This is a genomic window from Chelatococcus composti, assembly GCF_014201415.1.
GTDB lineage: Bacteria > Pseudomonadota > Alphaproteobacteria > Rhizobiales > Beijerinckiaceae > Chelatococcus_A > Chelatococcus_A composti.
The window spans coordinates 83,486-97,531 of sequence record NZ_JACHEH010000004.1 but is presented as its reverse complement, the minus strand read 5'-3'; the positions used below and the strand labels follow the sequence as shown (position 1 = coordinate 97,531).

Here is a 14,046-nt window from a genome sequence, read left to right as displayed (position 1 = left end):
AAGCCCTAACCTTTTCGCCGATTCCGGTCAACATGCCAGTTGGGTCATGCACCGGCACCTGAGGCATCGGTGCCCGCCTTCATGCCGGGCGCCGGCGCGCGGCGCAGGCGCCGCCACCATTTTGCGACGCCGTGGCGCCTGTGGCCGAGAGGGCATTTAACGCGGAAACTCCGTTGTTTGTGCGACGCAGCATTGCGTGTATGGCAAAAGAGAATTGCACAATTAGAAACGGGGGAGCCGCATGAAGATCAAGCGCCTGTTGGTTGCCAACCGCTCCGAGATCGCCATTCGCGTCTTCCGGGCGGCGACGGAACTCGGCATCCAGACGGTGGCGATCTATGCGGAGGAGGACAAGCTCTCGCTTCACCGCTTCAAGGCGGACGAAGCCTATCAGGTCGGCAAGGGCAAGGGGCCGCTCGAGGCCTATCTGTCGATCGACGAGGTGATCCGCGTCGCGCAGGAGGCGCGGGTCGACGCCATCCATCCCGGCTACGGCTTCCTGTCCGAGAGCCCGGAATTCGCAGAGGCCTGTGCCGCGGCCGGGATCATCTTCATCGGGCCGAGGCCCGAGACGATGCGCACGCTCGGCAACAAGGTGGCGGCGCGCAACCTCGCCATCTCGGTCGGCGTGCCGGTGATGCCGGCGACGGACCCGTTGCCGGATGACCCCGACGAGATCAGGCGTCTCGCCGCCGGCATCGGCTATCCGCTCATGCTCAAAGCATCCTGGGGCGGCGGCGGGCGCGGAATGCGCCCCATCGAGAGCGAGGACGGGCTCATCGACGCGGTCATGAGCGCCCGGCGCGAGGCGCGGGCCGCCTTCGGCAAGGACGAGGTCTACCTGGAAAAGCTCGTCCGCCGCGCACGCCACGTCGAGGTGCAGCTCCTCGGCGACACGCACGGCAACCTTGTCCATCTCTTCGAGCGCGACTGCTCCATCCAGCGCCGCAACCAGAAGGTGATCGAGCGCGCGCCGGCGCCCTATCTCGACGACGCGACTCGGGCGGCCCTGTGCGAGGCCGGGCTCAGGATCGGCCGGGCGACGGGCTATGTCGGGGCCGGCACCGTCGAGTTCCTCATGGATGCCGACACGGGGGAGTTCTACTTCATCGAGGTCAACCCGCGCATCCAGGTGGAGCACACGGTGACGGAGGTCGTCACCGGGCTCGACATCGTCAAGGCGCAGATCCGCATCGCCGAGGGCGGGCATCTCGGCGTCGTCGCCGAGACGGGCATTCCGACGCAGTCCGAAATCACGCTCGACGGCCACGCCCTGCAGTGCCGCATCACCACCGAGAACCCGGAGAACAACTTCATCCCGGACTACGGGCGCATCACCGCCTATCGCGGCGCCTTCGGCTTCGGCATCCGCGTCGACGGCGGCACGGCCTATTCAGGGGCGGTCGTCACCCGCTACTACGACCCGATGCTGGAGAAGGTCACGGCCTGGGCGCCGACGCCGGAGGAGGCGATCGCCCGCATGGTCCGGGCGCTGCGCGAATACCGCATCCGCGGCGTCGCGACCAACCTGTTCTTCCTCGAGGCGGTGCTATCACACCCGAAGTTCCGTGGCAGCGACTACACGACCCGCTTCATCGACGAGACGCCGGAGCTGTTCACCGCGCCGAAGCGCCGGGACCGTGCGACGAAGCTGCTCACCTACATAGCCGACGTGACGGTGAACGGCCACCCGGAGGTGAAGGGGCGGGCCCGTCCGCCGGCCGACGCCCGCCCGCCGCAGGCGCCCGTCTTCCCGCCGCCATCGGGCGTCGAGGGCACGCGCCGGGTGCTCGCCCGCCTGGGGCCGAAGCGCTTCGCCGAGTGGATGCGCGCCCAGCGCCGGGTGCTCGTTACGGACACGACGATGCGCGATGCGCACCAGTCGCTTCTCGCCACGCGCATGCGCACCTTCGACATCGTCGGCGCGGCCGAGGCCTATGCCAACGGCCTGCCCGGCCTCTTCTCGCTCGAGTGCTGGGGCGGCGCCACCTTCGACGTCGCCATGCGCTTCCTCACCGAGGACCCGTGGGAGCGGCTGGCGCTGCTGCGCGAGAAGGTGCCGGACATCCTGCTGCAGATGCTGCTGCGCGGGGCAAACGGTGTCGGCTACACCAACTATCCCGACAATGTCGTGCGCCATTTCGTGCGCCAGGCTGCGGATGCAGGGATGGACCTCTTCCGCGTGTTCGACTGCCTCAACTGGGTGGAGAACATGCGCGTGGCCATCGATGCTGTGGGCGAGGCGGGCAAGCTCGTCGAGGGGGCGATCTGCTATACCGGCGACATCCTTGACCCTTCCCGCGCCAAGTATTCGCTCGGCTACTACGTCGGCCTGGCGAAGGAGCTGGAAAAGGCGGGCTGCCACATTCTCGGCATCAAGGACATGGCGGGGCTGCTGAAGCCCGCGGCCGCCAGGGTGCTGGTCAGGGCCCTGCGTGAGGAGGTGGGGCTGCCGATCCACCTGCACACGCACGACACGTCCGGCATCTCGGCGGCCAGCGTGCTCGCCGCCGTCGAGGCCGGCGTCGACGCCTTTGATGCGGCGATGGACGCCATGTCGGGCGCCACGTCCCAGCCGTGTCTCGGCTCGCTCGTCGAGGCTCTGCGCCACACCGACGCGGACACCGGCCTCGACCCCGAGGCCATCCGCCGGATCAGCTTCTACTGGGAAGCGGTGCGCACACAGTATGCGGCCTTCGAGAGCGACCTGAAGTCGGGCGCCTCCGAAGTCTACCTGCACGAGATGCCGGGCGGCCAGTTCACCAATCTCAAGGAGCAGGCGCGCTCGCTCGGCCTCGAGGCGCGCTGGCATGAGGTGGCGAAGGCCTACCGGGCGGCGAACGACCTCTTCGGCGACATCGTCAAGGTCACGCCCTCGTCCAAGGTCGTCGGCGACATGGCCCTGATGATGGTCGCGCAGGGCCTCACGCCCGAGGACGTGCTCGACGAGAAGCGCGATATCGCCTTCCCGGCCTCGGTCGTCGAGATGTTGCGTGGCGACCTCGGCCAGCCACCGGGCGGATGGCCCGAGGCCCTGCAGAGGAAGGTGCTGAAGGGCGAGAAGCCGTCCACCGCCCGGCCGGGCTCGCTTCTGCCGCCGGCCGATCTTGCGGCGGCGCGTGAGGAGGCGCAGAGGCGCTGCGGACGCACCGTCAGCGAGCAGGAGCTGTCCTCCTTCCTCATGTATCCGAAGGTCTTCACCGAGTTTTGCGGCGCGAGCCGCAAGTATGGCCCCGTCTCGTCGCTGCCGACGCCGGTCTTCTTCTACGGCATGCAGGTGGGAGAGGAGATCGCCGTCACCATCGAGAAGGGCAAGACCCTCGTCATCCGCCTGCAAGCCGTGGGCGAGACTGACGAGGAAGGGCAGGTGCGGGTCTTCTTTGAGCTCAACGGCCAGCCGCGCATGATCAAGGTGCCGAACCGCGCCGCCGCGGCGAGCCGGCCCGTGCGCCGCAAGGCCGACGAGGCGAACGAGAAGCATGTCGCGGCCCCTATGCCCGGCGCCGTGGCCACCGTCGCGGTGACCGCGGGGCAGGAGGTGAAGGCCGGCGACGTCCTGCTCACCATCGAGGCGATGAAGATGGAGACCGCCATACACGCTGTGCGCGATGGGCGGATCGCCGAGGTCGTCGTGGCGCCTGCTACGCCCGTCGAAGCGAAGGATTTGCTTGTCGTTTTCGAATAGCCGGCTTCTTCGCGAAAAGGTAGTCGCGCAAAGCCGGAATCGAGGCTATGATTAATCGTCGCCGCAAGCACGCTTACGGATGAGACCGCTTGGCCTGAAGCATGGTGTGGCCATGTCTTTTCGGGTATGATGAAAACTCTCCAGTTGGATATCCTGTATGAACCGATACGATGATAACCGTGACGCCCGCCGCCGTGGTGGTGGCCGTCGCGACAGTTTTGACTCCCGCGACGGCGGTTTCGGGGGGCGCGACGGTGGCTTCGGTGGCCGTGATGGCTTCGGCGGCCGGGACGGCGGTTTTGGTGGCCGCGAGGGCGGTTTTGGCGGTCGTCCCTCGCGTGATGCGTTTGCAGCGCCGGCCGGTCCGCCGACCGACGCCACGGTAAAGTGGTTCAACCCGGAGAAGGGCTTCGGCTTCGTCGCCTGCGACGACGGGTCGGGCGATGCCTTCCTCTCCATGCGCTCGCTTGAGGCGGCCGGCTTCAGCGGGGCAGAGCCAGGTGCGCGCATCGTCGTGCGCCTGCGCGAGGGGCCCAAGGGCAGCCAGGTGGCCGAGGTGCTCGAGCTCGAGGACCTGCCGCCGCAGCCGCGTGCGCCGCGCGGCCCGCGCGCCGGCTTCTCGCGGATCCCGGAAGGCCCGGCCGAGGAGATGGCCGGCACGGTGAAGTGGTACAACCGGGACAAGGGCTTCGGCTTCGTCCAGCCTGACGACGGTGGTCGCGACGTGTTCGTCCACGCCTCGACTCTGCAGCGTGGCGGTATTGCCGACCTCACCGAGGGCCAGCGCGTCCACATGAGCGTCGTTGCCGGCGCCAAGGGCCGCGAAGCCTCGACGATTTCCTACGCCGACTGACCGGCGGCCCAGGCCGTCGATCGGCGCAACGGTCGAGAACGGAAGCCGCGGGCAGCAACGCCCGCGGCTTTTTGCTGGCAGCAAGTTTTAGCGTTCGGCGAAAGGTCGTAGCAAGATATCGCCCCGCACGATCCGCCGTCTGCGGTCGTCCGGATCATCGTTCGCACATGTGCCATGCGACCGTGTGACGACGGCAGCGCGAGGGGAGGGGGATTTGGCCAAGGCTGCAAGGTCCGGCGCATCGCGCCGAAAGGAGCGTCTTCCGTTCGAGTGCATCGCGCTCGTCCTTCAGGGCGGCGGCGCCCTCGGCGCCTACCAGGCCGGCGTCTACGAGGCGCTTGCCGCAGCCGGCATCCATCCCGACTGGGTGTCGGGCATCTCCATCGGTGCCATCAACGCGGCCATCATCGCCGGCAATGCGCCGGACGAGCGCGTCAGCAAGCTCAGGACTTTCTGGGAGCGCATCACCGCCCGCCCGACATGGGAGATGGCCGGCGCCTGGTTCGGGGCCATGCCGCACGGGGACCTCGCCCGCAGCATCGTCAACCAGCTGAGTGCCGAGATCGCGCTCTTCCAGGGCGCGAGTGATTTCTTCATGCCCCGCTTTCCGCCGCCCTTCTTCCAGCCTCCTGGCAGCCTTGCTGCCACCAGCTTCTACGACACCGGTGCGCTGCGCAGCACCCTCGAGGAACTGGTCGACTTCGACCGCATCAATGCCGGCGCGACGCGCCTGAGCGTCGGGGCGGTGAATGTCACCACCGGCAACTTCACCTATTTCGATACCACCAGGCACCGGCTGCGGCCCGAGCACGTGATGGCGAGCGGCGCTCTGCCGCCGGGCTTTCCGGCCGTGGAGATCGACGGCGAGTTCTACTGGGACGGCGGCCTCATCTCCAACACGCCCCTGCAATGGGTGGTGATGCAGAGCGGAACGCGCGCGGACACGCTGGCCTTCCAGGTGGACCTGTGGAGCGCCCGCGGCCGCTTTCCCGCCACGCTGACGGACGTGGCGACGCGGCAGAAGGAGATCCAGTTCTCCAGCCGCACCCGGGCGAATACGGACCAGTTCAAGCAGCTGCAGGAGCTGCGGCACGCGCTGGCGCATTTGCTCGACAAGCTGCCGCCGGACCTGCGCCGCAGCGAGGAGGCGCGCCTTCTCGGCCGGGTGGCAGACTACAAGGTCTACAACCTCGTCCACCTCATCTACCGCTCCCGCGCCTACGAGGGAGATTCGAAGGACTACGAATTCTCGCGCCGCAGCATGCAGGAGCACTGGCAGTCGGGCTACGAGGACGCGGCGCGCGCCCTGTCACATCCGGAGATCTTCACGAGGCCGCAGAACCAGGCCGGGCTGCAGGTCTTCGATTTCGCCGACGAGTAGCGACGGATCGGCGGACGGGCTGCCGTCGGCTCGAAGGATTGTCACGGTCGGCCCGCCAGGCACGAGGAGCAGGTGTCATGAAGCTGGAAGACGTCGTGAAGAATGCCTTCGCCATGCCGCTGACGAGCCCGGCCTATCCGCCAGGGCCCTATCGCTTCATCGACCGCGAGTTTTTCATCATCACCTATCGCACCGACCCGCAGAGGCTGCGCGCCGTCGTGCCGGAGCCGCTCGAGATCGACGAGCCGCTCGTCAAGTACGAGTTCATCCGCATGCCGGATTCGACTGGTTTCGGTGACTATACCGAGACCGGCCAGGTGATCCCGGTGCGCTTCGAGGGGCGCCGGGGCAGCTACACCCACTGCATGTTCCTGAACGATCATCCGCCGATCGCGGGCGGACGAGAGCTCTGGGGCTTTCCCAAGAAGCTTGCGAGCCCGAGCCTCAGGGCCGAGATCGACACGCTCGTCGGCACACTCGACTATGGCCCTGTGCGCGTGGCGACGGGCACAATGGGCTACAAGCATCGCAGCGCCGATCTCCAAGCCGTGCGGGCGTCGCTGATGCAGCCCAACTTCCTGCTCAAGATCATCCCGCATGTCGACGGCACGCCGCGCATCTGCGAGCTGGTGGAATATTACCTCGAAGATGTCACGGTCAAAGGTGCCTGGACGGGGCCGTCAGCCCTTTCCCTCAACCCGCACGCGCTCGCGCCGGTGGCAGAGCTGCCGGTGCTCGAGGTGGTGTCTGCGCTCCATCTGGTCGCAGACCTGACGCTTGGGCTCGGCCGCGTCGCCTACGACTATCTGGCCTGAAGAGTCAGGCCGCTTCCACCCGCACGCGTACGGAACCGCCGCGCAACACGCTGTTGCCGTAAATGACTGGCTGGCCGTCCACGTTCTCGTCTACGTAGCTCAGGACGATCACGGGCTCGTCGAGGTCGATACTTAGGGCATTCGCCTCCACCTTGCGCGGCATGCGCGCGTCGATCCAGGTTGCGCGGCGGCGCAGGATGCGGCAGCCCCGCTCCGCGAGGGCGCCCGAGAGGCTGCGCAGGCGCACGAAGGCGGCATCGAGGCCAGCGAAGCGCGCCGCCTCGAAATAGTGATAGCCATAGGCCAGCAATCTCGGGCCATTCTGCCGCAGCGTTTCCAGCACCAGCAGCTCGCTGCCCTCGTCGATCTGCAAGAGATCGGCGAGGCAGGCGGGCGCGGGGCGGCGGTAGGAGGCGATGAGTTCGCCCGTTCGCGCGTCATCCATGGCCTGCTCGAGCTCGGTGGAGTTCGACCGGGGAGGGACGCGGTATTCCGCATGCTCGTTCGTGACGAAGACGCCCACTCCCTGTCGCGATACGACCAGGCCCTTGTCGGCGAGCTTGAGGAGCGCCATGCGGACCGTATGGCGATTGACGCCATAACGCCGCGTCAGTTCCAGCTCGGAGGGGAGTTTCTGGCCCGCGCCAATGAGGCCGCTGCGAATTTCAAACTCGATGTCGCTCAAAATCTGCCGCCAGAGGGGGGCGGATCCAGATCGATCAATACTAGGCCAGCTTTCCGGGACGGAGCTGCAATCATTCATCAGGAGTCTGTCCGTAGGGGCAGCAAATAAATTAAAATTTGATTCAGATTGTACCTATTCAACCTTAAAACCCCGTTTATGCATCCGGGGCAAAATGGCGCAGTGGCGCAGGCTAGCTTGACACATGCCCGTCCCGCTGGCATCGCGCGTGTCGCCAATCTGGCATGCGCGCGGCCTCATAGCGAGCCTTGGAATGCATTCTGTCCTCAGCATAGGCATCGCGACCCTCGACTATGTGTATAAGTTGGACGCGCTTCCCACGCGGCCTGAGAAATACCGTGCCAGCGATGTGGCGGTGACGACGGGCGGCTGTGCAGGTAATGCGGCCGTGGCCATCGCCCGTCTCGGCGGTAAGGCTCTGCTGATTGCGCGCCTCGGGGATGATCGCGTCGGCGACGACATCGTAAGGTCGCTTGTGGGCGAGGGAGTCGACTGCAGGGGCGTCGTGCGAATTGACGGCCTGCGCTCCCCGGTATCGGCGATTCTCGTCGACGCGGCCGGCGAGCGCACGGTGATCAGCTATTCCGACCCGCGCTATCCCTCCGCGGTGGAGCGCCTGCCGTCCGCGCTGCCGCCGGGAACGGCCGCCGTGCTGGGCGATACGCGCTGGCAGGAAGGAGCAGCGCGGGTCTTCGCGCTGGCCCGTGCCGCCGGCATCCCCGCTGTGTTCGACGTCGACCGCGCGCCCGATCATCCTGGCGTCCTCGAGGCGGCGACCCACATTGCCTGCAGCGCCCAGGCGCTGCGGGAACGGACCGGGAGCGAGGATCCGCGGGAGGGACTCCGCCGCCTCGCCGCCGATCTTCCCCATCACTGGCTCGCCGTGACGACGGGGGCAGGGGGCGTCTTCTTCATGGCGGACGGGCAGATCGCGCATGAGCCCGCCTTTCCGGTGGAGGCCGTCGACACCCTGGGAGCGGGCGACGTCTGGCATGGGGCGCTTGCGCTGGCGCTCGCGGAGGGGATGGCACCACGCCGGGCGGTGCGTTTCGCAAATGCCACCGCGGCCATCAAATGCACCCGCTTCGGCGGCGGTCGCGGCGCGCCCAGCCGGGAGGAAGTGGAGCGACTGCTGAATGTCCAGGCCGGTTCCGGCTTTTAAGCCTCGGCGGGGTGATCTTGCGTTGCGCACCTCAAGAAATGAGGGCAACATGGCTCGGCCATGAGCGCGATAGCGGAACGGATAACGCTGGAGGATGTGGCGCGGGAAGCGGGCGTTTCGCTCGCCACCGTGGACCGTGTGCTCAACCGGCGCCCCGGTGTGCGCGAGAAGACGGCAGCAAAAGTGCAGGCGGCTATAGCCAAGCTCGGCTACAGGCCCGATCCCGCCGCCGCGCGGCTGGCGCGCAAGGAGACCTTCCGCTTCTGCTTCGTCCTGCCGACGGGCACCAACACCTTCATGCGCAACCTTGAGGAGCAGGTGGGCATCACGGCGGAGTGGCTCGCACCCCAGCGCGCCTTTGTCGACATCCTGCACGTCGATGTGTTCGACCCCAACGTGCTCGCCACGGCGCTCGAGCGGCTCGAAGGGCGCTACCACGGCGTTGCCGTCATCGCGCTCGATCATCCGCGCGTCAGGGCTGCCATCGACGATCTCGTCGCCCGCGGCTCGGCCGTGGTGACGCTGGTGTCGGATGCGCCGACCTCCCGCCGGCTGCGTTATGTCGGCATCGACAATACGGCCGCCGGGCGCACGGCCGGCACGCTGATGGGCCGTTTCTCGGGAGGCCGCAAGGGGCCCGTTGCGCTCATCGCCGGCTCGCTCGCCCTGCGCGACCATGCCGAGCGCCAGTTCGGCTTCATGCAGGTGGTGAACGGCGAGTTCCCCAACCTGAAAACCCTGCCCCTGCGCGAGGGGCGCGACGATTCCGAGCTTACCCGCAGGCTGACCGAGGAAATTCTTGCTGCCCACCCTGATCTGGTGGGCATCTATAACGTCGGCGCCGGCAACCGGGGCATCGCCGCGGCGCTCGAGGCCGCCGGGCGGGAGCGGGACGTCATCTTCATCGGCCACGACCTGACAGATCACACGCGCCGCTTTCTCGTCCGCGGCGTCATGGACGCAGTCATCAACCAGGATGCGGGCCACGAGGCCCGCTCGGCGGCGCGCGTGCTGCTCGCCCACTGCACGGGCGAGCCCATCCTGCCCGAGCAGGAGCGCATCCGCATCGACATCTTCCTGCGGGACAACATCCCGTAGACGGCCGGCAGCCGGCTGCCTCACGCGGCCCTCTGAAGTGCCTCGTCGGCGGTCAGTGCCGTTTCGGGCGTGCCGGAGACGATGAGCTCGAGCACTTCCTTCTCGGTTGTGTGGGCGATGTAGCGGTCGCCCACGTTCTCGCCGCGCTTCAGCACCATGATGCGGTCGCCGACCTCGAAGATGTCGGTGAGGCGGTGCGAGATGATGACCTGGGCCACACCCTGGCGCTTCAGCTCCGCCATCGTCTCCAGGAGCCGCTCGGTCGCCATCACGGAGAGATTGGCGGTCGGCTCGTCGAAGACGATGACCTTGGGCTCGAAGGAGATGGCACGGGCGATGGCGACCGACTGTTGGCGCCCGCCGGACAGGCTCTCCACCTTCTGGAACACGGAGTTGACGTCCACCTTGAGGCGGCCCAGCACCTGCCGCGCCTCCTCGTACATCCGCGCCCGGTCGACGAAGAGGCCGAAGCGCTTCGGCCAGCGGCCGAGGAAGATGTTCTGGCCGACATCCATGTTCCCGCACAGGGCGAAGTCCTGGTAGATCATCTCGATGCCGCGGTCACGGCTCTCGTGCGGGCTCTTGAAGTGGGTCTCCTCGCCGTTGACGAGCACCTGGCCCGCGTCGCGCTGATAGGCGCCCGTCATCACCTTCATGAGCGTCGACTTGCCGGCGGAATTGTCGCCGACGAGGCCGAGGATCTCGCCCGGCATGAGGCGGAAGTTGACGTTGTTGAGCGCCTGCACCGCGCCGAAGCGCTTCATGATGCCGCGCATCTCGATGATCGGCGTCGTCATGCGCCCTTGCTCCCTGCTTCCAGTCGCGCGGCAGCCGCAGCCTGTCGGCGGCGGCGCCATTCGCCGAAGATGTTGTTCTGGCGGAACCAGATGTCGCCGATCACGGCGATGAGCAGGATGAGGCCGATGAACACGTTCATCCAGTGCTGCGGCAGCACGAAGGAGGCGCCATTGGCGAGGATCACCTGCAACGACAGCAGCGAACGGATGAGCGTGATGACGGCCGCCCCCGCGAGCGAGCCGATGATGGTGCCGTAGCCGCCGAAGATGGAGCCGCCGCCGATGATCACCGAGGCGATCGCGTCGAGCTCGCGCAGCAGGCCGGCGGACGGGTTGAAGCTGCGGTAGAAGGCGACATAGATCACCCCCGCCGCCCCGGCGCAGAGGCCCGAGAAGACGAGGGACAGGAAGCGCACGCGCTTGGTGTCAATGCCCGCATAGCTGGCCGCCCGCTCGTTGCCGCCCGTGGCATAGACCTTCTGGCCGAAGGGCGTCGCGCCGAGGACGATACCGGCGATGGTCGCGACGACGAGGAGGAAGAGCGTCTGCACGCTGACGGCGCGCGTCACCTCCAGCCACAGTCCGGACTGCGGCGGCGCGCCGAAATAGGACAGCACCTCGTAGAGATTGCGGCCGATGAGGTTGAAGCGCTCCGGGAAGCCGGAGAGCTGGCGCCCGGAGACGATCCAGGCCGCAAGCCCGCGCGCGATGTAGAACATGCCGAGCGTGGCGACGAAGGAGGGCATGTTGAAGCGCGTCGTCAGCCAGCCGTTGAAGGCGCCGCAGAGCGCGCCGGCAGCGAGCGCGAGGCCGATGGCCAGCAGCGGGTCGCCGCCCAGCTCCTTCATCACGTAGGCGGCGATGGCGCCGGAGAGCGCCAGCACCGAGCCAACCGAAAGGTCGATGTCGCCGTTGGCAATGACGTAGGTGAGCCCGAGCGACAGGAGCGCAACCTCCGAGAAGGCGAGCAGCAGGTTGAAGGAATTGTTGAGCGAGCCCCAGAAGTCCGGCCGCAGCCACATGCCGACGAGCCAGAGTGCGACGACGAGAATGATGGCCGCCGCGTCCCGCCGGTGGAGAAAGGCCCTGAGCCTGCGGGCGCCGACGGCGCGCGCGTCGCTCGCGGTGCCAAAGGTCTTGACGCCGACGATGGCCGTGCCGCCCGGGTCGAGGCTGGGCGGCGGCTCGGCCCCGGTGAGCCAGGCCCTGAGGCGGCCAAAGACGTTGCCGCGCACCACCCATGGTTCGATCAGCACGGCCGCGAGAAGGATGAAGCCGAGGAAGGCCGGCACGGCGCCCGGCGGCAGCTGGGCCAGTGCCTGAACCTCCATTTCCACGCCGCCCACGGTGATCGTGCGCGTGACGGGGATGCCCTCGCGTAACACCTTGTCGATGAGCACGACGAGCGCCGCGCCGAGGCAGGCGCCGATGACGCGCCCGCGCCCGCCGGCGATCGCCGCCCCGCCGACGATGACCGCGGCAATGACGATGAGCTCCGCCCCCTGACCGTACTGCGAGGTCACGCCCTTGTCCTGCGTGACGTTCATCAGCCCGGCGACGGCGGCGCAGAAGGACGAGATCATGAAGCCGCGGATACGCACCGCCTTGACGTTGATGCCCGCATATTGCGCCGCCTGCTCGTTGCCGCCGACGGCATAGGTCTCGTAGCCGATGCGGGTCTTGGCAAGGACCACGGCGCCGACCACGGCGAAGACGAGGAAGACGAGGATCTGGTTGTTGAAGCCGAGGGCGTTGGTCTCGCCCATGGCGAACAGCCAGTAGCCCTGCGCCTTGATGTCGAAGCCGATGGTCTTGCCGCCCGTGAGGCCCAGCACGAGGCCGCGGCCGATGAACAGCATGGTCAGCGTGGCGATAAACGGCGGCACGCGCAGGATGGCGACGAGGATGCCGTTGACGAGGCCGATGGCGAGGCCGAGCGCAAGGCAGAGCAGGGCGGCCGGCACCGCATCCATGCCGTAGTGCGTCGGCGAGAAGAAGATCGAGAAGGCGACAGCGGTGAGCCCCAGTGTCGAGCCGACCGACAGATCAAGATCGCGGTTGACGATGACGAAGGTCATGCCGACCGCCATGACGCCATAGCGTGCCGTGTCCCGCAGCACCGCCGAGATGGCGTCGGTCGAGCCGAAGAAGGTCGGGTTGAGGGCGATCCCGACGAGGTAGAGCAGGGCCATGAAGGCCAGCAGGCCCGCCTCCCAGCCGCCTACGAGCTGCATCGGAAGATGCTGTGTCGGGCGGGGCGTGTCCGGGCGGCCGGCTGTCGCCGCAATTGCCATCCGATGTTCCTCACGTTCCGCTGCGCGGCTTGGGGCCGCGTCGCCTTGGCCGCCCGCCGACACCGGTCAGGCGCCGGCGGGCCGGCGGTTCAGTTCTCGAAACGCTTGCCGACCGTGTCGACGGTCTCCTTCGTCACGAGCTGGGCGCGCGTGTCGAGGTTGGCTGCCGCGATGCCGCGGTCGATCTGCAGGTAGAGCTGCGCCACGGGCCAGAAGCCCTGCAGGAACGGCTGCTGCCCGAGCGAGCCGGTGAGCGCGCCGGTGCGGATGTGCTCCTGCTGCTTGGGGCCGAGGTCGAAGCCGAAGGCGCAGACCTTGTCGTTGAGCTTGAGCTGGCTGATGGCGTCGCCCAGGGCCGGCGTCACGAAGCCATTGGCGGCGAAAGCGCCCACCACGTCCTTGCGGCTTTCGATCAGCGTCACGATGGAGCCGACGATGTTGTTGGGATCAACGTCGATGCCGATGTTCTCCGGCCCGGCGTCGACCTTGAAGTCCTTCAGCTTGCCGGCGGCGTTGAGGGCTGCGACGGTCGCCTCGAAGGCAGCCTTGATGCGGTTGTTCACCTCCACGTTGCCAAGCGTGGTGGTGGACGGGAAGATGATGGAGCCGCCCTGCACCCCCTTGTCGAGCAGGCACTTGACGAGCGCCTCTCCGCCGATCGCGGCCGCCGAGGCATCCTGCCCAGTGTGCGAGATCTGCGAGCGGTTGAACAGGTTGGGGTCGTGCGAGTTGGTGGTGGCGACTGGGATGCCCCGTTCCATCAGCTTCTTGACGATGTCGTCGTAGGCGCCGGACTGCGGCGTCGTCATGATGACGCCGTCGATGGTCGGGTCGTTGATGATCTGGTTGAGGATCTGGATCTCGCGCGGAATGTCGTCGACCGGCGCTTCCGAACCGAGCATCAAGAGGTTGATGCCGAAGGCGTTGGCCGCCACCTTGGCGCCGACATAGGTCGGGTCGAAGAAGCCGTTGCCGGCCGTGTGGGTGACGATGGCGAACGTGAGCTTGCCGTCCTTGGAGTTGAAGTCCTTGGTCTCCGGCGCCTCCTTGGCGGCCTCGTCGAAGGAATAGCCGCCCACCGCACGCTCGAGCACGCCCGACTGGGCATGGGCGGCCAGCGACAGCAGCGACACGCCCGCGGCGAGCGCGGCGGTGGCGAGGCAGTGCGTCACGATGGTGCGCGTCGTTGAAAAGCGCTTCATGGATTGAACCTCCCCGGTTCGTTCGTTGCCTGGCTGCGGGCCCCCGGCGCACCGGC

Annotated in this window: 10 protein-coding genes; 6 read left to right on the top strand and 4 right to left on the bottom strand. The window is 67.4% G+C overall.

Going from position 1 to position 14,046, the window contains the following annotated elements:
* The first annotated feature begins 241 nt into the window (after positions 1-241).
* From pyc to HNQ73_RS09135, 4 genes are all read left to right on the top strand, one after another.
* Positions 242-3,685, top strand: coding sequence for a pyruvate carboxylase (gene pyc / locus HNQ73_RS09150; RefSeq protein WP_183334511.1), 3,444 nt, complete (start codon positions 242-244; stop codon positions 3,683-3,685).
* A gap of 157 nt (positions 3,686-3,842) precedes the next feature.
* Positions 3,843-4,538 carry a cold-shock protein gene (locus HNQ73_RS18080; protein ID WP_183334508.1) on the top strand — a complete coding sequence of 232 codons (696 nt, stop codon included), beginning with the start codon at positions 3,843-3,845 and terminating at the stop codon, positions 4,536-4,538.
* Between the two features lie 214 nt (positions 4,539-4,752).
* Complete coding sequence (locus HNQ73_RS09140; protein WP_183334506.1) at positions 4,753-5,919, top strand: patatin-like phospholipase family protein; 1,167 nt, start codon at positions 4,753-4,755, stop codon at positions 5,917-5,919.
* 77 nt (positions 5,920-5,996) lie between these two features.
* Entirely contained in the window at positions 5,997-6,734 is a 738-nt protein-coding gene (locus HNQ73_RS09135) for an acetoacetate decarboxylase (protein ID WP_183334504.1), read from the top strand.
* Between the two features lie 4 nt (positions 6,735-6,738).
* Here HNQ73_RS09135 and phnF read toward each other — a convergent pair whose 3' ends face one another.
* Positions 6,739-7,497 (bottom strand): phosphonate metabolism transcriptional regulator PhnF, encoded by a 759-nt coding sequence (gene phnF, locus HNQ73_RS09130; RefSeq protein WP_213363817.1) that lies wholly within the window; start codon positions 7,495-7,497, stop codon positions 6,739-6,741.
* A 124-nt stretch (positions 7,498-7,621) separates the two neighbouring features.
* Here phnF and HNQ73_RS09125 point away from each other — a divergent pair, with 124 nt between their 5' ends.
* Both HNQ73_RS09125 and HNQ73_RS09120 read left to right on the top strand, forming a co-directional pair.
* Complete coding sequence (locus HNQ73_RS09125; protein WP_183334500.1) at positions 7,622-8,599, top strand: PfkB family carbohydrate kinase; 978 nt, start codon at positions 7,622-7,624, stop codon at positions 8,597-8,599.
* 60 nt (positions 8,600-8,659) lie between these two features.
* The gene (locus HNQ73_RS09120) at positions 8,660-9,697 is read left to right on the top strand and encodes a LacI family DNA-binding transcriptional regulator (protein ID WP_183334498.1); all 1,038 of its coding nucleotides are present in this window, start codon (positions 8,660-8,662) and stop codon (positions 9,695-9,697) included.
* Positions 9,698-9,717: 20 nt separating this feature from the next.
* Here the strand turns inward: HNQ73_RS09120 and HNQ73_RS09115 are convergent, their stop codons facing one another.
* From HNQ73_RS09115 to HNQ73_RS09105, 3 genes are all read right to left on the bottom strand, one after another.
* Positions 9,718-10,494, bottom strand: coding sequence for an ATP-binding cassette domain-containing protein (locus HNQ73_RS09115; RefSeq protein ID WP_183334496.1), 777 nt, complete (start codon positions 10,492-10,494; stop codon positions 9,718-9,720).
* Entirely contained in the window at positions 10,491-12,728 is a 2,238-nt protein-coding gene (locus HNQ73_RS09110) for an ABC transporter permease (protein ID WP_244650044.1), read from the bottom strand. Before HNQ73_RS09110 ends, HNQ73_RS09115 begins: the two co-directional genes overlap by 4 nt.
* Positions 12,729-12,877: 149 nt before the next feature.
* Positions 12,878-13,990: a substrate-binding domain-containing protein gene (locus tag HNQ73_RS09105; RefSeq protein WP_183334493.1), complete on the bottom strand. Its 1,113-nt coding sequence runs from the start codon at positions 13,988-13,990 to the stop codon at positions 12,878-12,880.
* Between the last annotated feature and the right edge of the window lie 56 nt (positions 13,991-14,046).